The organism is Cupriavidus sp. 22TCCZM04-2 (assembly GCF_057798895.1).
In genome coordinates, this window is sequence record NZ_JBYOJS010000027.1 from 15,001 (window position 1) to 34,450 (window position 19,450).

Below are 19,450 nucleotides of genomic sequence, written 5' to 3' on the forward strand. Positions count from 1 at the left end.
GCCGGGTTGATCGACATCGTGCGGTAGCCAAACGAATTGGCCCGTTACCATGGTAACGGTGCCCCTCAACCAATTGAGCCAACGCGCGCGGCGGGTTACAGTCTGATCCGCCCCGGGGTCCCCGACCCCGGGAGATTCAGTCCGGACAGGACCGCACCAGGCCAGGGGGCCGGCGGCATGATCCCGGGCGTGGGAGACCAAGGCATGAACGCGTGGATAGCAAGGACGTTGGGCAAGATTGGCTTCGCGGCCGCCATGGCAGTCGGCATGTCAACGCTGGCGGTCGCGGCCGGCCCCGGTACGCTGACCATTACGTCAGGCACACAGCAACGAAGCTGGACCGTCGAGCAACTGTTGCATGATCGCCGCCTCGCCGATATCAGCGTCGACGACGAGAACCTGAAGCTGCGCGTGACCCTCAAGGCGATCCCGTTCGCAGCCCTGCTCGCCGGCCTGCCGGTGACGGCCGATGGCAGCGCCACCACGGCAGCCTCTGACGGCTACGTGTCGCACCTGCCGATGGCCATGCTGCTGGCCGAGGGCAAGGCGCAGCCGCGTGCGTGGCTGGCGGTCGAGAATCCCGCAGCGCCGTGGCCAAAGCTCAAGGGCCAGGGCATCGGACCGTTCCGGCTGGTCTGGACCGGTCCGGCCGGACGCGCCGGAAAGGTCACCGAGAGCTACTGGACCTACAACATCGAGCGCATCGACATTTCCGCTTCACCCGCCGCGCGCTATCCGGCCATCCGTCCGGCCGCGGGGCTGCCCGCCGATGGCCCGGTCATGCGCGGCTTTGCGGCGTTCCAGCGCGTCTGCCTGTCCTGCCATTCGCTGAACCGCGAGGGCGATTCCCACCTCGGCCCGGACCTGAACCTGCCATACAGCCCCGTCGAATATCTGGGCGACGACAAGCTCGCGGGGCTGATCCGCAATCCGCAGTCGCTGCGCTGGTGGCCCGAGGCCCGCATGCCGTCGATCGACCCGCAGACGCTGCCCGATGCCGAACTCCGGGACCTGCTCGCTTATTTCCATCACATGGCGACCCACCGCAAACCCGAAGCCACCGCTGCCGCGCCCCGGCAGTAACGCTCCTGTCCCCGTTGCGCGGTCTGCGTGCCGCGCAACAGGGCCGGGGCTCGTCCGGGATCGGATAAGATACGCCCCGTTTTACCAACCAACGGAGTGCTTCAGTGATCCAGCCCACCCCTGTATTCAAGGACAACCTCGCCCAGATGCCCGCGATCGACGCCGTCGCGCGCATCGACCTGATCGACGGCAACGGCGCGGTGGTGGCCAGCATCGAAAACCAGCCGGGCAAGCAGGGCTCGCTGGCCGTGTATCACTACCTGCAACAGGCCTTCGGCACGCTCGATGCCAAGGCTGCGGAATATGGCCTGGGGCTGTTCGCCGAACACACCCTCGACGCCCGCAATCGCCCCGGCGCCCATCCGAACGTCGACCGCCTGCTGGCGATCGTCGCAGGCGCGCAGGCGCTGCGCATCGACGTGGTAGCCAAGGCCTGAGGCCGTCCGGATATCAAGTGACCGCATCAAAGCGCCGTAAGACTCTACAGATTCCGCCCGGAGGATTGCCCGAATGAAGAAGGTTTTCCTGTTCGCCGCCGCGTTTTCGGCGTCCATCGCCTGTGCCGAAACGCCGGGCAACCTGGCCGCACCGCTCGGCCTGGAACTCGGCAAGACGCACTGCGCCCGGCTGACACCCGGCCCGAACCGCGTGACGACCGGCAAGGCGCCATGGGCCGGCGGAGACGCCATCGAACTCCGCAATCTCGACCGGTTCAACCTGCCGGGCCTGAGCCGCGCGATCGTCAACTGCGATGCCCAGGACACCGTAGCCCTGATCAGCCTGACCTTCGAGCGCTCGGCACTGCAAGAGGTGACCGGCAAGCTCGACGCGCGCTACGAGTCCAAACGCAGGACCGAAGCCAATGCCGAGAACGCCTATGCCGAATGGGCGGCGGCCAACGGCACCCTTGAGCTGCTGTCTGCGCGCGATGGCAAGCATTTCACCGTCGCGTACTGGGCCAAGGGCGCCAAAGCGAAGTACTTCGCGTACAGCGGGACCAGTGAGAAGAAGCCGGCCGCGCCGGCAGCACCCGCGACGACGCCCGCACCGTTGTAACGGCGCCCTGCCCGCTCCAGTCATCTCGGTAAGGCCGGACTTGATTGAGTTGCGATCCGCAACTATATTGATTGCGGATCGCAACTCATTGGAATCAGTCCATGGAACTCGTCGACATCCCGGCCAAATCCCGTGAAGCGACAATTCTGGAGCTTCGCGAATTCTCCCGAAGGCTCGTTCGCGAACTGGGTTTCATGCGAACCACCCTGGCCGATAGTGACCTTGCGCCGTCCGCGGTTCACGCGATCATAGAAATCGGGACGACCCCTGGCATCAGCGCAAAGGCGCTGGGCAATATCCTGCGCCTGGATAAATCAAACACGAGCCGGCAGCTCGCGAGGCTGGAGCGTAGCGGGCTGGTCATGCGCAAGACCGCAATCGATGATGGCCGGTCGTCCGAGCTCTATTTGACCGGCGCAGGACAGACGCTCCGCAAGAAAATCGACCGCTTCGCAACCGACCAGGTTTCCAGCGCGCTGCGACGGATGGTTCCCGCCGACCAGCAGGCCCTGGTTCGTTCTCTCGCGCTGTACGCCGACGCGCTCACGCAAGACAATGCGGTCAAGACTGCCGGCGGAGACGCCGACATCGCACCAGTTCTGGAGGGCTACCGCCCCGGCTGCATTGGCGATATCGCAAGCTTGCACGCACGGTTTTATTCGGCGCATTGGGGCTTCGGCGCGTTCTTCGAGCAGAAGGTGGCGACAGAGCTTGCGGAGTTTGCAGGCACGCTGCCCGCGGCTGGCAAGGCTCTGTGGCTGTACGCCGAACATGGCCGCTCTCTCGCCTCGGTTGCCATCGATGGAGACAACGAAACGGGCATCGCCCATTTGCGCTGGTTCATCGTCGACGATTCACTGCGTGGCACGGGTATCGGACGGCAGTTGATGTCGCACGCGATGAAATTTGCCGACGAGCGCTTCCGCGAGACATACCTCTGGACGTTCAAAGGGCTGGATGCGGCCCGCCATCTTTACGAGTCATTCGGTTTTCAATTGACGGATGATTTCGCGGGATCGCAATGGGGGACCCAAGTCATCGAGCAACGGTTCAGGCGCTGGCAGCCTCAACCTCTCGCATAAAACCAGAACGGACCGTGGGGCAACGCCGGTCCCGGCGCCGCCCCATGAACACCGCGATCCAGCTGACCGCCGCTCAGTTTCGCAGCGCGATATGGTTGACGACGTTCTCCACGCCATGCACATACCAGGCGTCGCGCTCGATCTGCTTGCGCGCATAGTCGGTCGCCGCATAGCCTTCGAGCGTCACGACATGGTTCTCGGTGCGAGCGGTGATGCGGCCCGCATCGACGAACGGATCGGTTTCCAGCACGAGCATCAGCGCTTCGGTGATCTCGTCATCGCGATCGGTCTCGGCCGGTGCCACCACCAGTTCATTGACGACGCAGCGGCAACCGCGCGACCACCACGCCAGCACGCCGGCCAGGCGCATATGCGACAGGCTGATGACTTGCCCGCTCAGCGTGACCACGCCGTTGCTGGCGGCCACCTCGATCCAGCCGCTGCGCTCGCCCACGGCCTCGCGCATGGGCTCGAGCTGTCCCTTCACCTTTGCGCAGATCTTGCAATTGCGGAAATCGATAGCGTTCAGCAAGCGCTCGCAGACCGCATCGCGCAGCTCGCCGTCCCCTACCGGTGTGGCGCCGTCGGCCACGCGCAGGTGGTCGATTACGCTGGTCACCCCATCCACGCGCCGCACCAGGGCGGCCGCACGCGTCTTGTCGACAATGTCCGCCACCTCGCCTTCCAGGATCAGCGCGCCGTCGGACAGCCGCAAATGGATCTCGGGATGGAGGTGGTGACCCTGATAAGGCACATGTGCCAATGCTGCGCGCGCCTGCGTCAGCACCGCTTCGCTACTCTGCATGATGTCTGCCTCGCCTGATGGTCTGGAGCTGGGAAGGAGCGCGCCCCTGCCTGCCGGCACGCCTGGCGCGGCGCCGGCCTGCTGCCGATGACCCGTAGCAGGCCGGCGCCGCCTCCCCATTATAGGAAGCAGTATGGCGGCCTTCCTGACGCTTTGGCGGGCCGTTGGCGGCGTCAGGCCACCGGGGCGCCGCCCTGCGCGTCGCGCACCTTGGCGACCTCCTGGTTGCGCAGGATAAAGCGCTGGACCTTGCCGCTAGGCGTCTTGGGCAGTTCCACCAGGAACTCGATCTCGCGCGGGTAGGCGTGGGCCGCCAGGCGATTGCGCACATGCAGGCGCAATTCCTCGGCCAGTTCCGGCGTCGGCCGGTATTGCGGATCGAGCACGACGAAGGCCTTGATCAGTTCCGTGCGCTCCGGATCGGGCTTGCCGATCACGGCGGTTTCGACCACGGCCGGATGCTCGATCAGCGCGCTCTCCACGTCGAACGGCCCGACCCGGTAGCCCGAGGTGGTGATGACGTCGTCGGCACGGCCGATGAAGCTGATGCTGCCATCGTCGTTGAGTTCGGCGGAATCGCCCGTCAGGTAGTAGTTGCCGACAAAGGCGCGCGTGGCCGTGCCGTGGTAGCCGGGGAACCAGCACATCGGCGACTGCGTGAGATCCAGCGCCAGCGTGCCCGGCTGGCCCGCGGGGAGTTCGTGGTGCTCGTCGTCAAGCACCACCACGCGATGGCCCGGGCTGGCAAAGCCGGCCGCGCCCATGCGTACCGTATGCGCCAGCGCGTGGTGATTGCACAGCACCATGCCGGTTTCGGTCTGGCCATAGTGGTCATGGATGGTCACGCCCAGCTCGTTGGCGAACCAGCGGATGACTTCCGGGTTGAGCGGCTCGCCGGCGCTGCTGACCGCGCGCAACTGGCCCCGCAGCGGTCCCGACACCGCCTTGCCTGCCGCGATCAGCAATCGGTAGGCGGTCGGCGACCCGGCCAGGTTGGTGATGCCGTATTTCCGGATCACGCGGCATGTGCTTTCGATCGTGAACGGGCCGTCGTAGAACGTGGTCGGATGGCCCAGCGCGAGCGGTCCGGTCACCGCGTAGTACAGCCCATAGGCCCAGCCGGGATCGGCCAGGTTCCAGAAGGCGTCCTGCTCGCGCAGGTCGACCGCGTCGCGCATATAGCCCGCGAACGCCACGATAGCCTTCAGCGGCACCTGCAGCGGCTTGGCCGGGCCGGTGGTGCCCGAGGTGAACATCATCAGGAACGGATCGTCGCCGCGCCGCATGACGGGCTCGAACTGCGCGGGCTGGCGCTCCACTTCGGCCCAGAAACTGAAATCGCCGCGCACCAGGCCCCGGCCCTTCTCGCCGGCCACGGTGACGATGGGAGGACAGTCGGCGACATCGTCGAGCTTGCCGCGGTTGGCACCGTCGGTCACCACCAGCTTGGCGCCCGAGGTGTTCAGCCGGTGCTCGATGGCCTTGGGCCCGAACGCGGTGAACAGTGGCTGGTAGACCGCGCCGGCACGCCACACGCCGAGGATGGTGGCGAGCAGTTCCGGCGTGCGCGGCAGCAGGCCGGCCACGCGGTCGCCCGGTTGCACGCCCTGCGCCTTCAGGAAGCCCGCCACCTGCGCGGAGAGCGCCTGCAGTTGCGTGAACGTCCAGGTCTCGGAGGCCCCGTCCCGCCCTTCCCAGAACAGGGCGATGCGGCCCGGCAGCGCATGCCGGTCGCAACACTCCACGCAGGCATTGATGGCATCGAGATTGCCGTGCAGCTGGCGGCTGACGGTGTCCGGGTATGAGAATCCGGCAAAGGCTTCGGTGTAGTTGCGCATGGTGTCTCCAACCTTGTCATAGCTGTTATGCGGCGCGGTGCAGCGAGGCACCCGCCTGTGCCGCACGAGTGTGTGCCAGCGGCCTGCACGCGGCAATAGCCGATTGCACCAGCACGGCTGACGGTTTTTGCCATGTGCGCGGCGTCCGGCACTTTCACCGGACCGCGAAGGTTGACGCACCCTGACTGCAGGGCTAGACTGCGCGCTGTTTTAAAGCCTTGGGGTTCCAATTGGACTCAGCCAGTTGTCCTGACGGACATCACCGGTAACCCTCGCCAGACCCGCATCCCTCCGCACTGCTGACGCTTGCGCCAGCACGGCATCGCAGGGCCACCGTCTGGCAGGAATTGCCTGACGGTGCGCATCGATCGCGGCATTCGCCGCGGACGTTTCTCCCGCACCACTCGAATTTGCATCGCATGTCCGGCACGCTCGCGCCGCGAGCCGCCGCGCATGCCCGCTTAGCCCGACCCGGTCTGTCGCCGGCACGCGCACGCATGCCGTCGGTGGCCACAGCCGTGCGCCTTGCGCGGGCCTTGCCGGCACGCGCGTCGGCCCATGCCGATCCACCCGAACCGGAGCTTTCCATGCCCGACGACCCTTGTAGTCCCTTACCAAAGCCGGCGCGCACCGGGCCCTGCCCGCGCGCCGTTCCCGCAAGCTCCCGCTTCCGGCCGCCGCAATACTGAGCTTGGCGTCGGATCGGGAATCCCATCGGAGACCTGCCATGAAGTTCTCGATCCTGCTGCCTGACTTCCGCCACCCTGACGTCGCCGCGCACGACGCCGACCGCCTGCGCGCCATGCGCGACCTGTCCAGCCCGGGACGCCTGCGGTGGCGTGCGCTGAAGCGTCTCGGTGCGATGCTGCGCGGCTGGCGCCTGCAACCGCGCTGACATCCCCGGGTGCCGACGTCGCGACCGCGGATCGCGGCGGAGGCATTGGCACCCCTCTTCATCGTTCCACTGGTAGAACTCTGATAACGGATTCTGGCGTCTACAACTCGCTTCGTCCCAGTTCTATGCTTTCTCCATCGACCCGGCACCGCTGGTCAGCGAAACAAAAAGGAGATGGCAATGAAGAGAATCCTCGGGGTCTACAGCGCTCCGCGTCCCCACTGGGTAGGCGATGGCTTCCCGGTCCGTTCGATGTTTTCCTACCAGAGCCACGGCAAGCAGCTCAGCCCGTTCCTGCTGCTGGACTACGCCGGCCCGGCCGACTTCACGCCGACCAGCCAGCCGCGTGGCGTGGGCGTGCATCCGCACCGCGGCTTCGAGACCGTGACCATCGTCTACAAGGGCGAAGTCGCGCACCGCGACTCGACCGGCCAGGGCGGCGTGATCGGCCCCGGCGACGTGCAGTGGATGACGGCTGGCGCGGGCATCCTGCATGAAGAGTTCCATTCGAAGGCGTTCTCCGAATCCGGCGGACCGCTCGAGATGGTGCAGTTGTGGGTGAACCTGCCGGCGCGCGACAAGATGGCGATGCCGGGTTACCAGGCCATCACCAGCGACGACATTCCCGCCGTGGCGCTCCCGGCCGGTGCGGGAACCGTGCGCGTGATCGCCGGTGGCTTCGACGGCCACGCCGGACCCGCGCACACCTTCACGCCGCTGCAGGTGTGGGACATGCGCCTGAACCAGGGCGGCATCAGCGAGCTGCCGGTGCCCGATGGCTGGAACGCCGCGCTGATCGTGCTGCGCGGCACCGTGCGCGTCAATGGCGACACCGTTGCCGGCGAAGCGCAGATGGTCCTGCTGGACCGCGCCGGCGAAGGCACCTGTGTCGAAGCCAGCACCGATGCCACGGTGATCCTGCTGGCCGGCGAGCCGATCGATGAACCGATCGTCGGCTATGGCCCGTTCGTGATGAACACCGAGCAGGAAATCCAGCAGGCGCTGGGCGACCTCAACAGCGGCCGCTTCGCCAGCATGGCTCGCCAGCCCGCCAACACCTAGTTTCCGTGGGCCTCGCTCACGCCCTATCGCCCGCCGCCGACCGGTGGCGGGCTTCAACGACAGCCTGTGCCCAGGCACCCAACGTTCAAGGAGATTCACCATGAGCAGCCCTGCCAACTTCAACGGCAAGCGCCCCGTCATTGACCCGGCCGATACCGCCATGCTGCTGATCGACCACCAGAGCGGCCTGTTCCAGACCGTGGGCGACATGCCGATGCCCGAACTGCGCCAGCGCGCCGCCGCGCTGGCCAAGATGGCGACGCTTAGCAAACTGCCCGTCATCACCACCGCCTCGGTGCCGCAAGGGCCGAACGGCCCGCTGATCCCCGAGATCCACGAAAACGCCCCGCACGCGAAATACGTGGCACGCAAGGGTGAAATCAACGCCTGGGACAACCCCGATTTTGTCGCCGCCGTCGAAGCCACCGGCAAGAAGACGCTGATCATCGCCGGCACCATCACCAGCGTATGCATGGCCTTCCCGGCCATCAGCGCGGTGGCCGACGGCTACAAGGTCTTTGCGGTGGTCGACGCCTCGGGCACGTACTCGAAGATGGCGCAGGAGATCACGCTGGCGCGCGTGGTGCAGGCCGGCGTCGTACCGATGGACACGGCAGCCGTCGCCTCGGAACTGCAGCACACCTGGCATCGTGATGACGCGCAGCAATGGGCCGAGGTCTACACGAAGATCTTCCCGGCCTACCAGTTGCTGATCGAAAGCTATATGAAGGCGCAAGCCGTGCAGAAGGACGGCGAAGTCCTCGACTCGGCAAACTGATCCGCGGGCGCGCCGCTTCGATCCGTCCCCGCGTTGTCCGCGCCCCTGTAGGACAGCACCCACTGAACATTCGCCAACCGCTCCATACAATGAAATGGTCCGGCGCACCGCCCGGTGCGCCGCTGGCCTGCACAAGGAGCGGAGCAATGCGAGCATCGGAAGGCTGCTGCGCCGAGGCCACCCTGGTGGGTGGCATGGACGAAGACGCCCGGGCCGCCTTGCGCGAAGCAGGCCTGCACTACGTCGACGACAGCATGCCGGGCATTACCCGGCGGCGCCGCGGCAGCGGCTTTGCTTATGTCGACGCGCACGGCAATCGCGTGCGCGACGCCGCCACGCTCGCCCGCATTGCCGCGCTGGCCATTCCTCCCGCCTATGAATCCGTCTGGATCTGCGCCGACGCCAACGGGCATCTGCAGGCCACGGGCCGCGATGCGCGCGGCCGCAAGCAGTACGTCTACCACGCCGACTGGGGCGCGCTGCGCGACACCGACAAATATGCGCGCCTCCCCGACTTTGGCAGGACCCTGCCGCGGCTGCGCGGGCGGGTCGAGCGCGACCTCGGCCGCAACGGCATGCCGCGCGAGAAGGTCATTGCCGCTGTCGTGCGCCTGCTCGACGCCACGCTGGTGCGCGTCGGCTCGCCGCGCTACGCGAAGCAGAACCGCACCTACGGCCTGACCACGCTGCGGCGGCGGCACGTCAGCGTGCATGGCAGCAAGCTGAGGCTGCAGTTCACCGGCAAGAGCGGCATCACGCACGACGTGTCGGTCAATGATCCACGCGTGGCCCGTGTCGTGCGCAGCTGCGCCGAGTTGCCGGGCCAGTGCCTGTTCAAGTATGTCGACAGCGAAGGCGACGTGCGCGAGATCGGCTCCGCCGACGTCAATGCCTACCTGCGCGATGTCACCGGCGGCGACTTCACGGCCAAGGATTTCCGTACCTGGGCCGGCAGCGTCCATGCCCTGGCACTCCTGCGCGAGGCAGCACGCGCACCCGCGGCAACCGAGGCCCAGCGCCGCAAGGCCGTGGCCGACGCCATCAAGACGGTGGCGCAGCGCCTGCGCAATACCGTCGCGGTCTGCCGCAAATGCTATGTCCATCCCGCGGTCATCGACGCCTTTCTCGCCGACGCTACGGAAGGCGCCGCGGGTCCCGCCCGGACACACCTTCGCGCGGACGAAGCACGGCTGCTCAGACTGCTGGAGAAGACGGGCACCGCGTGACGTTCCCATCCCAGGGGGCGAATGCCGTCGCGCCTGACTGGCACCCATAAAAGTGCGGCTCTCGATCTGATCGTGTCACTGTACGAAAGGCGCGAAATACGGACAGTTTTCGGACACCTGCGCCGGCGTTTAATTCGCCAATATGACCGGAACATGAAGGGGAGACCACTATGCCCGACTTCCGAGACGCAGTCGTACTCAATCGCTACATTGGCGAAACCAGGGCAAAGGTGAAGGCGCAGGAGAGTCGGTTGAAAAAGCTCAAGGAAGCGGGTCAGGACCATCAGGAGGCCGACAGGTTGCTACAGGTACTGCGAGGCGCCCTTGCCGCCCTGGAGACGCGCGCCGCACAAGCGATGCAGACGATGAAGTGACCGCCCCGGCGGCAAGGTAGAAGTCCACGGCCCGCGGGCTGTGTAGCACCTTAGCGTCCGCCGCCTCCCGGACCAGCGCCTGCACCAGTGCCTGCGGCGCCACCAGTGCCCGTGCCGGGCGATCCGCCGCCCATTCCCGTGCCTGCACCGGTGCCCATGCCGGCGCCGCTGCCCATGCCGGCCCCGCTGCCCATGCCGGTTCCGCCTGGCGTACCGGTTCCAGGGGTCGTACCCGTCCCGCTGCGAGTCCCGGTGCTACCCCGCGTGCCGTTGGACCCTCTCATATCGCGCGAGCCATGCGCGCCGCCGGTGCCAGTGGCGCTGCTCGTGCCGTCCGTGCTGCCCCGAGTATCCGACGAACTGGCGCCACCACGCCTGGTGCCCGGCGTGGTGGCATAGCCGGTTCCGGGTTCGGTGGCGGTGCCGCCGCTCGTGGCGGAGGAACCCGTGCTGCCGGGGCCCGCGGTACCACCGGCCCCGCCTGGCGAGCCTGGCGTGGTCTGGGCAAGAACCGACCCGCTGAACAGCAGCACGGCCGCGGACGCGCAAAACATCCTGGACATTGACATCTCCGTCTCCTCATAACTGTCTGGTGACGCGGCGGTTGCCGCCCCCGTGCCGACGCAACGGGCATGCCACGGCGTGGCGCGCCTGCGACGGGCGGGCGAAAGCGCGGACCGTGTGAAAGCTGCACGGGCTCCATCCCCCGCTTGCAAGCCGGGCAATGCTGCAGGACCGTGGTCAACGCAGCCGGCCGATATAGCCCGGCAGTGACCGGGCCTCTTCACTTTGGGCCAGGCGAAACGCGCGCACCAGCGCGGCCGCGAAGGACGGCTGCGAGTCCAGCGGGCCGTCGATGTGGCGCCGGAAGAAGTCCGCCCACCGAAAATCGGGATACGCCTCGCGGACCTTGCGGTAGCCGCCCGCCAGCTGCACGAACGCTTCAAGGCTGCGATACGGGTCGTCACGCATGTCGTGGATGGACGCCGGCAGCTCGGTCAGCGGCCGGCGTTGCCCGTGCTCGTCATAGGGATGCACCATGTGCTTGGCCACCATCCATTGCCAGAACGCGTGCGCGTCGAGCCGGCTCAGGTCCCGGCGGACGATCGCCGGTGCGTGCGTCAGGCCGAGGTCGTGCCACGCGCGCACCCAGTGGTGATGGTCGACCACGTAGGGCACCTGCTCCGGGCCGATGATCACATGCACGCGATGCCGGTCAAGGAACCCCGGCCTGCGCGCGGGCGCTATGCGGCGCGTCACGTGCACCTTCTGGGCAACGTGGTAGGCGCCTATCGTGATCTGCGTGGGATGCAAGGCGTCGAGCGGCATCAAGAGCTTGCTGTCGTCGCGAAGGACACGGGGTTGGCGCATGCTGGCACGGCGTTGAGATGGCGCGGCGGGCAAGCCGCCGTGCCGTGTGGCTCAACTCTTGTTAAGCGTGCGGTTGGGCGGCGTGTCCGCGCCTTCCAGATGGCCCGCTACGGGACCCGCGCGTTCCGTCCCCTGGTTGCGCTGCACGCGCAGCCGGTTCTCGACCTCGTTCACGCCGAACACGGCCTCCGCGATTTCCTCGATCTCGTATTTTTCGCGCCGGGCCTGTACCGTGCCTTCGAGCATGACGACGCCATCGGAGACTTCCACCGAGACGTCGGAGACGTCGACGTTCGGGTTCATCGCCAGCCGTTCGCACACATCCTCGTGCACGCGTTCATCGGGACGCCGGTAGCCCTTGGGCCCGACCAGCCGCCGCGCGGAACCTGAGGCGCCGCCGCTGCGGGCGCGGTCGCCCGCGTCGTCGCGATACAGGCGCTGGCCACCGCTGTACGACTGGCCGCCGCTGCGCGAATCACCGAAATACCCGCCGCCATAGGCGGGCTGCCCACCGCGCTGTGCGCGGTCGCGCGCCATGCCTTCGTCCCAGTGCATCGCGCGGCCACCGCGGCCGCTACTGCTGCCCGCGCCGGAATCGAAGCTGCCTTCATAGTTGCCCGAGTCGAAGCCGCCCTGTCCCCACTGCTGGCGCTGCGAGCCTTGCGAGCCTTGCGAGCGCTGCGCGCCTTGCGAGCCCTGGGAGCCCTGTGAGCGCCGCTCGTGCTGCTGGTACCCGCCGTCTCGCGCAGAGGGCTGGTAGCCGCCATAGGTGTCGCTGTAGGGATTGCCGCGGCCGCCCATGTCGGCGGCGCCGTAGCCCTGTTCACCCCAGCTGCCGCGCGGCTGGCCTGCCGGCGTGTCCTGCTGGTGCCAGGCACTGCCGCGCGAAGATTCGCCGCGCCAGTCCTCGCCCCACTCCTGGCCCCAGTCCTCGGAGCCGCTGCCCTGGCCTTCATCGTGCCCGGCACCGTGTCTTTGCTCACCCTTTCTTTGCTGCTCCTGCCGCCCGTAGTCGCCGCCTTCGCTGCCGCTGCCGCGGCCCTTGCGGAAGTTGAACATGTCTAGCCTCCTTGCAATCGTGGCCGGGCGGGCTGCCTCCCGCCGGGCCGCATCGAGTACCAGCACGCCGCAAGAACCGTGCCCCGTAGCATTCGCGGCGGCGTGGCGAGCATCACAACGGCAGTTCCTTCACACCGGCGTCGGGCTGCGGTAAGGATTTCCATGCAGGTGTAAGGCTTACGGCAGCCTGCCTCGCCAGCCGCACAGTGACGCAGTGCCGCGCCGAGGCATGGAACTTGCGCGAGGCCCGTCGAAACGCCGCTTTCAGGAGCACGCCATGTCGACGCCCAAAGACCTTCCTCCGCAACACCAGGACCGGCAGCCGGGCCTGCAAAGCCCCATGCACCCGCAGCCCGTCAGTGGTGCCGATGACTATGTCGGCAGCGGCCGGCTCGCCGGCAAGATCGCGCTCGTCACCGGCGGCGACAGCGGCATTGGCCGCGCCATTGCCGTGGCTTTCGCGCGCGAGGGCGCCGATATCGCCATCGCGTACCTGAACGAGCATGCCGACGCGCGCGAGACCGTCAGGCTGGTCGAGGAAGCCGGACGCAAATGCGTGTCGCTGGCTGGCGATCTCGCCGACGGCAGCCATGCCGACGCCGTCGCCGCGCGCGTGATCGACGCCTACGGCCGCCTCGACATCCTGGTCAACAACGCCGCCGAGCAGCATCCGAAGCCGTCGCTGGAAGACGTCGACGCCGAGCAGGTGGAAGCCACGTTCCGCACCAACGTCTTCGCGATGTTCCAGCTCACGCGGGTGCTGCTGCCGCATCTGAAGAAGGGCTCGGCCATCCTCAACACCACCTCGGTCACCGCGTACCGCGGCAGCGCGCACCTGCTCGACTACTCGGCCACCAAGGGCGCGATCGTGTCGTTCACGCGCTCGCTGGCGCTGCAGGTCGTCGGGCGCGGCATCCGGGTCAATGGCGTGGCACCCGGCCCGATCTGGACGCCGCTGATCCCGTCCACGTTCAGCGCCGAAGAGGTCGAGGAATTCGGCAAGAAAACGCCCATGGGCCGCCCGGGCCAGCCGTTCGAGGTCGCCGCGGGCTTTGTGTTCCTGGCGTCCGACGCGGCCAGCTATATCACCGGGCAGATCCTGCATATCAACGGTGGCGAGGTGGTGAACGGATAGCAGCATCCGCTCCGCCGGGGCAGCCCTGGCGGCACAGATTTTCGATTGCAGCAGGAGAGCAGCCATGTCACCGATCGTATTCGGACGATTCGAGACCGTCGCCAGCGCCGAAGATGCCGCGCGCGCCCTGTACGCGCACGGCTTTTCCGTCTGGGATGTCTCGATCCTCTCTGCCGCGCCGGAGGCCCGGCACGCGGGCGTGACGCCGCGCGTGGTGCTCGCGGCGTGCGTGCGCCGGGCCAACCCGTCCGTCGCCGCCGACGTGCTGCGCGAAGCCGGCGCCATGGACCTGGACCGCACGCAAGGCAACTGGGACGGCGGCCGCTGGACCGATTTCGACCCGGCCGTGCACGGCCAGCGCCGCGATGCCGCCCTGCCGGTGGCGCGCGAAGCGGTGGACTCCGAAAGCACCGGCAACGAAGACCCGGGCAGCGAACTGGAGCAATACGTCGACCAGCAGCGCGCCAGCCATGACTAAACGGCGCAAGGCTATCGCCGAACTGGCCCGGCTGCGTCCGACCCAGCTCACGCTGGGGTACATCCATGTGCGCGACAAGATGACCGCGACGCGCCGGCACCAGGACCCTGGCGACCTCGCCGCGCTGCGCCGGTTTCTGCGCTGCCACCGTATCAAGACCGTGATGGGTCCGGGTGGCACGCTGTTCATCGCCGATCATCACCATTGGGCCCGGGCATGGATGGAACTCGGCTATCGCCGGGCGCCCGTGTGCATCCTGCATGACTTGAGCAAGCTTTCCCCATCGGCATTCTGGAAGCGCATGGATGCGCTCGGCTACGTGCACCCCTACGACGAACTCGGGCAGCGGCTGGGCGTCAAGGCGCTGCCTGCCAGCGTCATGGGCATGCGCGACGACGCGTACCGCAGCCTGGCGGCCTTCGCGCGCCAGGCCGGCGCCTATCGCAAGCCTCCCGATGCAGCCGGCGACTTCCGCTGGGCGGGCTTCCTGCGCGAACGCGTGGCGGAAGACATGAGTTCGATCGGCGGCTTCGCGCTGGCATTGTCACAGTCCATCCGCCTGGCACGCAGCACCGCCGCGCGCCGGCTGCCCGGTTACTGCGGCGCCGTTTCGGACTGAGCGTCCCCCGCGCCCCGAATTGCCTGCCATGTCTCCGGCCGCACACCGGCCAGGCCCGCCAGTGGCATCAATGCCACAAAACGCACCGCATTCCGTTCCGATGACGCAAAAGTAGGAGCCCGGCGGACGGCAGCCGGGAGCCTTGCCATGTAGAACACAGGCATGGGTTCGCATCGGAGGTGTCTTACATGTCCAGCCAGAGTTGTTCCGTTCAGGTATTCCAGACCGAAGCCGGCCAGTGGTCAGTGCAATCGGATGCCCCCGGCGCCGACCTCGTCGACTACCCTTCGCAGGGCGATGCCATCACCGCGGGCGTGCGCATGGCCATGGCTGAAGGCGCCCTGCTCACGATCCACGCCGCCAACGACGCCAGCAGCAAGAGCAAGAGCGAGATCGACTTCGCCGGTTGCTGCGCGCCGCAGATGGCCTGACGACGGCCGGCTCGCACGTTCCGCCTACTTCGGACGTGGCGCAACCAGGTCGCCGCCCACGGCCGGCAACTTTCCTTCACGCCGCAACTTGACCGCCTCCGCCACGGCGGCGCCGACGTTCTCCGCCTCGCGCTGCACGCCCGCATCCTCGTCCAGCGCACGGTGCGAGGTCGCATACGGCGTGTAGTAGCCGATGTAGCGGTCGAGTTGCGCCAGCGGCCCGGCATCGATCAGCCCCATCCAGCCGAGCCAGTCGCCCAGCGCGCGCCGCACGCTTTCCACGCCGGCCACGTCCCCATGCACGATCAGTCCGTAGACACGGCCGGCCAGATGCTTCGGGTAATCCCACCCCTTCAGCTCCAGCGCCTTGGCCTCCGCCACGGTCTTGCCATGCGTGCTGCTCGGGTCGGGATTGCCGCCATCCGCGCACACCAGCCGGTCGATCATCAGCTTGAGCGGGCTGGCCGCCTGGTACCAGTAGGTCGGCGTCACGATCAATACGCCATGTGCCGCCATCCAGCGCGGGTAGAGTTCGTTCATCCAGTCGTTGACCTGGCCGAGCGCATGGTTCGGATAGCAGCTGCACGGCCAGTGGCACAACGGCATGGCGGTGGAAACGCAGCCCTTGCAAGGGTGGATATGGCGGTCCGGATCCGAAGCCAGCAGGCTCAGGTCCAGGGTATCGACCGTGATCCCCATGGCCTCCATGCGCGCACACGCAAGCCTGGCAAGGCGCCAGGACTTGGACACCTCGCCCGGGCAGGTGAAGTCGTTGCGCGACGCACCGATCACCAGCAGCACACGCGGGTCCGCGTTGGGATCGTCGTGGCGTCGCGCGGCGTCGCGCACGGCATCGCGGGCCTGGCGCCACTCGACGGAGAGGTCATAGTCCGGATCCGCCGCGCCAGCACCGGCTTTCTCGGTCACGGGCGCCTTGCGGCCCTGGCAATAGGCATCCCAGGCGATCGCCTCCAGCCGGTCGATCGATGCGTCTTCCTTGCGGAAGGCCGGGTCGAAATAGCGGGCACGAAAGCGCGCGCGGAATGCCTCGCGGGACATGAATTCGACGACTTGTCCCTTGCGTATGTCGTGCGCCGCATCGGCGCTGGCGTTTTCTTGCTTGGCCATGGCGGTAAGGGCGTCCGGTGTCGCACCGTGCCCCGGTGGGTTCATGTGGCGTCCTGCGAAGAGGTCGAAGCGCGCCCCACGCGAATCTGGTTGTCGACGTCCCGCACGCCAAACACCGTATCGACCACTTCCTCGATGCGGTACTTCTGCCCGCGTTCCCTGACCTTGCCGCTCAGTGTCACGATGCCGTCCGCGACGGCCACCTCGACCTCGCTCACATCGAACCAGCTTTGGGCCAGCCGTTCGCACACCTCGTCCTGGATGCGCCCGTCCGGGCGGTGATAGCCCTTGGGCCCGGAAGCCTGGCGCTGGCCGGCGGCGTGCTCGGGACGCCCGAAGTCCATGGGCTCCCATTGCGCCGCGCCGGCGAACGGCATGTAGCCGTGTTCGCCCTGCCCTGTGTCCCGGGGCGCACGGCTGGCGCCCCACTCCTCGCGCTGGGTGCGCAACAGCCGTTCCCGGTCGTCGCCGTAGCCGTTGCCGCCGCCCTGGTGCCAGTCCCGGCGCGAACGCCAGTTCGGATCGCGCGGCGCGGGCGGAGCACTGGCCTCAGGCGCTTCGGTGCGGGCGCCGCGACGCGGCGCGCCTGGCGAACGGGGCGATGTCGACCAGCCATTGGCCGGCTGCCGCGCGCCGGCCTGCCAGCGCGGATCGGCGCCGGCGCTGCGCTGCCGGCTAACCGCCTCATCGTCAAAGTTGTCTGGCGGGTCCTGGTCGAACGCGTCGTAGCGCCGGCGGTCACCATATTCGCCTCGGTTCATCGATAGCTCCGGTTATGAGTGGGATGGGCCCGGTGCCGGTCGCACCGCCCCCTGCGCCCAACGTCGCCGCAAGTTCCATACCGCCACGCCACGCGCGCCACTGCGCCGCCAGCGCGCGGGCCGCGCCGTGTGATTTACATCGCTACCGGGAAAACTTGCATCCGCCGCGCGGCCAGGCAGCAAGGCGCCGCGGCGTCATCCGGCCACGTCGCGCAACGCCGACTGCCAGTCGGCCACGAAGCGTCCAATGCCAAAGCGTTCGTGCGCCGTGCGCGCCGCCGCCTGTCCCCAGCGCGCCGCAAGCACGGGCTCCTCGATCAGTGCCCGCATGACCTCCACCAGGCTCTCCGTGCGCGTATCGACATAGCCATTGATGCCGTTGCGGATCACCGTCGACAACTCGGTAGTGGCCAGCCCGACGACGGGCATGCCGATCATCATCGCCTCCACCACGGCGAGCCCGAGGCTGGTGTAGCGGATCGGGTGGAAAAAGAACCGGTATCGCGCCATGAACCCCGCGAGCCGGTCGTTCGGGACCTCGCCCAGGCCACCGGACGCTTCGGCTTCCATGCCGACCAGGTCGAGCGCCACCATGCGCCGGGCTTCGGCGAACACATCCGCGCCGAGCCGGCGCCCGCGCCGGCCCAGGTGGTTGACGACACTGATGCCGCGCGCGAGCGCGCCCGTGTACCGCACCGACGCGTCGACCACCACGCCATGCTCGATCACGCGCGTGGGCGTGACCCCGCTGTCCCACATCAAGGCGTTGAACGGCGTCACATGCACAAGCAGCACATTGGGGTCCTGGACCGGGTGAAGCGTGTTGGTGGGGTGCTCCTGCGGGGGATCGTGCTCGAGATAGAGCGTCGGCAGGTTGCGCTGAACGGGCGTGAGCAGCGCTTCCCGGTCGTGCTCATAGTGGCTGCGATGCTGGTAGAGCACGCAGTCGAACTCCGTCGCGGCCACGCGCTCCCAGGGCACCTCATGCACATTGCGTCCCCACGGCAGCGAGCCGCCCACGCCGGCATAGCCGGGCGGATACCCCTCCCGCGTCACCAGGTAGAACTCATGCGGTACCTGCGACAGGTAATACAGGTAATTGCCGTGGACATGCCACGTGAGGATGCGCAGTCGCCTAGGCATGGTCATAGCTCTGCAACGCCAGCCCCAGCGCTGCGGCCGCGACCGCATCCGCCGTGATCGCCGTCGCGCATTCGTGGCGAATCGGGCATTTCTGCCAGCCACAGGGGCGGCACGGCGGATAGGAGGCAAGCACCTGATGCAAGGTGATGTCCAGGGGCGCCCAGCGCTGGCTGTCGCCGCCGCACGAGACCACCACGCTCGGCGTATCGAGCGCGGCGGCAAGGTGCGACGGACCGGTGTCGTTGCACAGCAGCAGCCTCGCATGCGCGATCAGCGCGGCCAGTTCGCCCAGCGGCGTGACGCCGGTCAGGTTCACCACGTCGCCGCCGACCAGCGAGCACAGCCGGTGCGTCAGCATGATTTCGTCGGGCGCGCCGGTGACCACCACCTTCCAGTGCGCGCGCAGCCGCAGCGCGACTTCGGCAAAGCGCTCGACCGGCCAGCGGCGCGACAGCATCCGCGCGCCCGGATGCACGCAGATGTACTCGCCCCCGACCAGCCCGTGCTGCTCGGCAAGCCGCTCCCAGCCGGCATGGTCCTGCGGCCGTAGCGGAAACGAAAGATGCGTGTCGACGTCCGGATATCCCAGTGCGCGCGTCAGGCCCAGCAGGCGTTCGATCTCGTTGCCGTCGGGCCAGGGGATCAGCCGCTCCGCCTCGCCGGCCAGGCCCGCTTCCGCCGCGCTGGAGCAAAAACCGGCCATGGCCCGTGCGCCGAGCTGGCGCACCACATCGTTGCTGAGCGTTCCGCTGCCGTGGAGCTGGATGGCCAGGTCGAACCGGCGGGCGCGCGCCGCGGCATGGAACGCGGCCTGCGCCGCGCAGTCGACAGGCTGCTCGGGAAAGCCCGGCGCGCCTGGGAACACCAGCACCTCGTCGATCAGCTGCGCGAAGCGGCTGGCAAACTCGCGTGCCCAGGGCAGGCCGATCAGCGTGATCTGCGCATCGGGCTCGCCTTCGCGCAACGCGCGCAGGGCCGGCACGGCGCAGAGCATGTCGCCGAGCTGCAGCGCGCGAAACACCGCGATGCGACGACCGGCGCGGCCCGACGCCGGGCTGGCTGACGGCAATGGCAGCACCGCGGCCTGTCCCAGTCCCGCGCGATCGCCTCTTTCCATGTTCCTCAA

The 19,450-nt window shown here is 67.8% G+C and carries 22 protein-coding genes; 13 read left to right on the forward strand and 9 right to left on the reverse strand.

Going from position 1 to position 19,450, the window contains the following annotated elements; genetic code table 11:
- Positions 1 to 204 precede the first annotated feature (204 nt).
- The 4 genes from AC3FKG_RS27230 to AC3FKG_RS27245 all read left to right on the forward strand — a co-directional run bounded on the left by AC3FKG_RS27230 (position 205) and on the right by AC3FKG_RS27245 (position 3,221).
- Positions 205 to 1,083, forward strand: coding sequence for a c-type cytochrome (locus AC3FKG_RS27230; protein WP_488744632.1), 879 nt, complete (start codon positions 205 to 207; stop codon positions 1,081 to 1,083).
- A 104-nt stretch (positions 1,084 to 1,187) separates the two neighbouring features.
- Positions 1,188 to 1,520 carry a DUF2322 family protein gene (locus AC3FKG_RS27235; RefSeq protein ID WP_483714120.1) on the forward strand — a complete coding sequence of 111 codons (333 nt, stop codon included), beginning with the start codon at positions 1,188 to 1,190 and terminating at the stop codon, positions 1,518 to 1,520.
- Between the two features lie 73 nt (positions 1,521 to 1,593).
- Positions 1,594 to 2,139 carry a hypothetical protein gene (locus tag AC3FKG_RS27240; RefSeq protein ID WP_488744633.1) on the forward strand — a complete coding sequence of 182 codons (546 nt, stop codon included), beginning with the start codon at positions 1,594 to 1,596 and terminating at the stop codon, positions 2,137 to 2,139.
- A 101-nt stretch (positions 2,140 to 2,240) separates the two neighbouring features.
- On the forward strand, positions 2,241 to 3,221 hold the full coding sequence (locus AC3FKG_RS27245; protein ID WP_488744634.1) for a bifunctional helix-turn-helix transcriptional regulator/GNAT family N-acetyltransferase: 981 nt from the start codon (positions 2,241 to 2,243) through the stop codon (positions 3,219 to 3,221).
- 73 nt (positions 3,222 to 3,294) lie between these two features.
- Here AC3FKG_RS27245 and AC3FKG_RS27250 read toward each other — a convergent pair whose 3' ends face one another.
- Together AC3FKG_RS27250 and AC3FKG_RS27255 are read right to left on the reverse strand one after the other, a co-directional pair.
- Positions 3,295 to 4,026: a BON domain-containing protein gene (locus AC3FKG_RS27250; RefSeq protein ID WP_483714117.1), complete on the reverse strand. Its 732-nt coding sequence runs from the start codon at positions 4,024 to 4,026 to the stop codon at positions 3,295 to 3,297.
- 173 nt (positions 4,027 to 4,199) lie between these two features.
- A complete protein-coding gene (locus AC3FKG_RS27255) occupies positions 4,200 to 5,864 on the reverse strand; it encodes an AMP-binding protein (RefSeq protein ID WP_488744635.1) in 1,665 nt (554 codons plus the stop codon).
- A gap of 727 nt (positions 5,865 to 6,591) precedes the next feature.
- Here AC3FKG_RS27255 and AC3FKG_RS27260 point away from each other — a divergent pair.
- From AC3FKG_RS27260 to AC3FKG_RS27280, 5 genes are all read left to right on the forward strand, one after another.
- Entirely contained in the window at positions 6,592 to 6,759 is a 168-nt protein-coding gene (locus AC3FKG_RS27260; RefSeq protein ID WP_483714115.1) for a hypothetical protein, read from the forward strand.
- 180 nt (positions 6,760 to 6,939) lie between these two features.
- The gene (locus AC3FKG_RS27265; protein WP_488744636.1) at positions 6,940 to 7,821 is read left to right on the forward strand and encodes a pirin family protein; all 882 of its coding nucleotides are present in this window, start codon (positions 6,940 to 6,942) and stop codon (positions 7,819 to 7,821) included.
- A gap of 100 nt (positions 7,822 to 7,921) precedes the next feature.
- Complete coding sequence (locus AC3FKG_RS27270) at positions 7,922 to 8,599, forward strand: hydrolase (RefSeq protein WP_488744637.1); 678 nt, start codon at positions 7,922 to 7,924, stop codon at positions 8,597 to 8,599.
- Positions 8,600 to 8,793: 194 nt separating this feature from the next.
- Positions 8,794 to 9,825, forward strand: a complete 1,032-nt coding sequence (locus AC3FKG_RS27275; RefSeq protein WP_483714493.1) for a DNA topoisomerase IB — start codon at positions 8,794 to 8,796, stop codon at positions 9,823 to 9,825.
- A 170-nt stretch (positions 9,826 to 9,995) separates the two neighbouring features.
- Complete coding sequence (locus tag AC3FKG_RS27280; RefSeq protein WP_483714111.1) at positions 9,996 to 10,199, forward strand: hypothetical protein; 204 nt, start codon at positions 9,996 to 9,998, stop codon at positions 10,197 to 10,199.
- Between the two features lie 50 nt (positions 10,200 to 10,249).
- Here AC3FKG_RS27280 and AC3FKG_RS27285 read toward each other — a convergent pair whose 3' ends face one another.
- The 3 genes from AC3FKG_RS27285 to AC3FKG_RS27295 form a co-directional block, all read right to left on the reverse strand.
- Positions 10,250 to 10,762, reverse strand: coding sequence for a hypothetical protein (locus AC3FKG_RS27285; protein ID WP_488744638.1), 513 nt, complete (start codon positions 10,760 to 10,762; stop codon positions 10,250 to 10,252).
- A gap of 178 nt (positions 10,763 to 10,940) precedes the next feature.
- Entirely contained in the window at positions 10,941 to 11,570 is a 630-nt protein-coding gene (locus AC3FKG_RS27290; RefSeq protein WP_488744639.1) for a ParB-like protein, read from the reverse strand.
- A gap of 51 nt (positions 11,571 to 11,621) precedes the next feature.
- The gene (locus AC3FKG_RS27295; RefSeq protein ID WP_488744640.1) at positions 11,622 to 12,629 is read right to left on the reverse strand and encodes a BON domain-containing protein; all 1,008 of its coding nucleotides are present in this window, start codon (positions 12,627 to 12,629) and stop codon (positions 11,622 to 11,624) included.
- Between the two features lie 277 nt (positions 12,630 to 12,906).
- On the opposite strand from AC3FKG_RS27295, the gene AC3FKG_RS27300 reads away from it, so the two are divergent.
- The 4 genes from AC3FKG_RS27300 to AC3FKG_RS27315 all read left to right on the forward strand — a co-directional run bounded on the left by AC3FKG_RS27300 (position 12,907) and on the right by AC3FKG_RS27315 (position 15,292).
- Entirely contained in the window at positions 12,907 to 13,764 is an 858-nt protein-coding gene (locus AC3FKG_RS27300; RefSeq protein WP_488744641.1) for an SDR family oxidoreductase, read from the forward strand.
- 64 nt (positions 13,765 to 13,828) lie between these two features.
- The gene (locus tag AC3FKG_RS27305; protein WP_488744642.1) at positions 13,829 to 14,242 is read left to right on the forward strand and encodes a hypothetical protein; all 414 of its coding nucleotides are present in this window, start codon (positions 13,829 to 13,831) and stop codon (positions 14,240 to 14,242) included.
- Positions 14,235 to 14,861: a ParB-like protein gene (locus AC3FKG_RS27310; RefSeq protein ID WP_488744643.1), complete on the forward strand. Its 627-nt coding sequence runs from the start codon at positions 14,235 to 14,237 to the stop codon at positions 14,859 to 14,861. Before AC3FKG_RS27305 ends, AC3FKG_RS27310 begins: the two co-directional genes overlap by 8 nt.
- A 188-nt stretch (positions 14,862 to 15,049) precedes the next feature.
- Positions 15,050 to 15,292 carry a DUF2188 domain-containing protein gene (locus tag AC3FKG_RS27315; protein ID WP_488744644.1) on the forward strand — a complete coding sequence of 81 codons (243 nt, stop codon included), beginning with the start codon at positions 15,050 to 15,052 and terminating at the stop codon, positions 15,290 to 15,292.
- A gap of 24 nt (positions 15,293 to 15,316) precedes the next feature.
- On the opposite strand, the gene AC3FKG_RS27320 is transcribed toward AC3FKG_RS27315, so the two are convergent.
- The 4 genes from AC3FKG_RS27320 to AC3FKG_RS27335 all read right to left on the reverse strand — a co-directional run bounded on the left by AC3FKG_RS27320 (position 15,317) and on the right by AC3FKG_RS27335 (position 19,441).
- Positions 15,317 to 16,351, reverse strand: coding sequence for a flavodoxin family protein (locus tag AC3FKG_RS27320; protein ID WP_488744659.1), 1,035 nt, complete (start codon positions 16,349 to 16,351; stop codon positions 15,317 to 15,319).
- A gap of 110 nt (positions 16,352 to 16,461) precedes the next feature.
- The gene (locus tag AC3FKG_RS27325) at positions 16,462 to 17,181 is read right to left on the reverse strand and encodes a BON domain-containing protein (protein ID WP_488744645.1); all 720 of its coding nucleotides are present in this window, start codon (positions 17,179 to 17,181) and stop codon (positions 16,462 to 16,464) included.
- Between the two features lie 195 nt (positions 17,182 to 17,376).
- Complete coding sequence (locus AC3FKG_RS27330) at positions 17,377 to 18,324, reverse strand: glycosyltransferase family 4 protein (RefSeq protein WP_488744646.1); 948 nt, start codon at positions 18,322 to 18,324, stop codon at positions 17,377 to 17,379.
- A complete protein-coding gene (locus AC3FKG_RS27335) occupies positions 18,317 to 19,441 on the reverse strand; it encodes a glycosyltransferase family 9 protein (protein ID WP_488744647.1) in 1,125 nt (374 codons plus the stop codon). The genes AC3FKG_RS27330 and AC3FKG_RS27335 overlap by 8 nt, the downstream gene beginning before the upstream one ends.
- Between the last annotated feature and the right edge of the window lie 9 nt (positions 19,442 to 19,450).

Bases quoted from the DNA above. Each gene is read 5' to 3' on its own strand.
- AC3FKG_RS27230 (WP_488744632.1), top strand. From the start codon at position 205: ATGAACGCGTGGATAGCAAGGACGTTGGGCAAGATTGGCTTCGCGGCC.
- AC3FKG_RS27240 (WP_488744633.1), top strand. From the start codon at position 1,594: ATGAAGAAGGTTTTCCTGTTCGCCGCCGCGTTTTCGGCGTCCATCGCC.
- AC3FKG_RS27245 (WP_488744634.1), top strand. From the start codon at position 2,241: ATGGAACTCGTCGACATCCCGGCCAAATCCCGTGAAGCGACAATTCTG.
- AC3FKG_RS27250 (WP_483714117.1), bottom strand. From the start codon at position 4,026: ATGCAGAGTAGCGAAGCGGTGCTGACGCAGGCGCGCGCAGCATTGGCA.
- AC3FKG_RS27255 (WP_488744635.1), bottom strand. From the start codon at position 5,864: ATGCGCAACTACACCGAAGCCTTTGCCGGATTCTCATACCCGGACACC.
- AC3FKG_RS27260 (WP_483714115.1), top strand. From the start codon at position 6,592: ATGAAGTTCTCGATCCTGCTGCCTGACTTCCGCCACCCTGACGTCGCC.
- AC3FKG_RS27265 (WP_488744636.1), top strand. From the start codon at position 6,940: ATGAAGAGAATCCTCGGGGTCTACAGCGCTCCGCGTCCCCACTGGGTA.
- AC3FKG_RS27270 (WP_488744637.1), top strand. From the start codon at position 7,922: ATGAGCAGCCCTGCCAACTTCAACGGCAAGCGCCCCGTCATTGACCCG.
- AC3FKG_RS27275 (WP_483714493.1), top strand. From the start codon at position 8,794: ATGGACGAAGACGCCCGGGCCGCCTTGCGCGAAGCAGGCCTGCACTAC.
- AC3FKG_RS27280 (WP_483714111.1), top strand. From the start codon at position 9,996: ATGCCCGACTTCCGAGACGCAGTCGTACTCAATCGCTACATTGGCGAA.
- AC3FKG_RS27285 (WP_488744638.1), bottom strand. From the start codon at position 10,762: ATGTCCAGGATGTTTTGCGCGTCCGCGGCCGTGCTGCTGTTCAGCGGG.
- AC3FKG_RS27290 (WP_488744639.1), bottom strand. From the start codon at position 11,570: ATGCGCCAACCCCGTGTCCTTCGCGACGACAGCAAGCTCTTGATGCCG.
- AC3FKG_RS27295 (WP_488744640.1), bottom strand. From the start codon at position 12,629: ATGTTCAACTTCCGCAAGGGCCGCGGCAGCGGCAGCGAAGGCGGCGAC.
- AC3FKG_RS27300 (WP_488744641.1), top strand. From the start codon at position 12,907: ATGTCGACGCCCAAAGACCTTCCTCCGCAACACCAGGACCGGCAGCCG.
- AC3FKG_RS27305 (WP_488744642.1), top strand. From the start codon at position 13,829: ATGTCACCGATCGTATTCGGACGATTCGAGACCGTCGCCAGCGCCGAA.
- AC3FKG_RS27310 (WP_488744643.1), top strand. From the start codon at position 14,235: ATGACTAAACGGCGCAAGGCTATCGCCGAACTGGCCCGGCTGCGTCCG.
- AC3FKG_RS27315 (WP_488744644.1), top strand. From the start codon at position 15,050: ATGTCCAGCCAGAGTTGTTCCGTTCAGGTATTCCAGACCGAAGCCGGC.
- AC3FKG_RS27320 (WP_488744659.1), bottom strand. From the start codon at position 16,351: ATGTCCCGCGAGGCATTCCGCGCGCGCTTTCGTGCCCGCTATTTCGAC.
- AC3FKG_RS27325 (WP_488744645.1), bottom strand. From the start codon at position 17,181: ATGAACCGAGGCGAATATGGTGACCGCCGGCGCTACGACGCGTTCGAC.
- AC3FKG_RS27330 (WP_488744646.1), bottom strand. From the start codon at position 18,324: ATGCCTAGGCGACTGCGCATCCTCACGTGGCATGTCCACGGCAATTAC.
- AC3FKG_RS27335 (WP_488744647.1), bottom strand. From the start codon at position 19,441: ATGGAAAGAGGCGATCGCGCGGGACTGGGACAGGCCGCGGTGCTGCCA.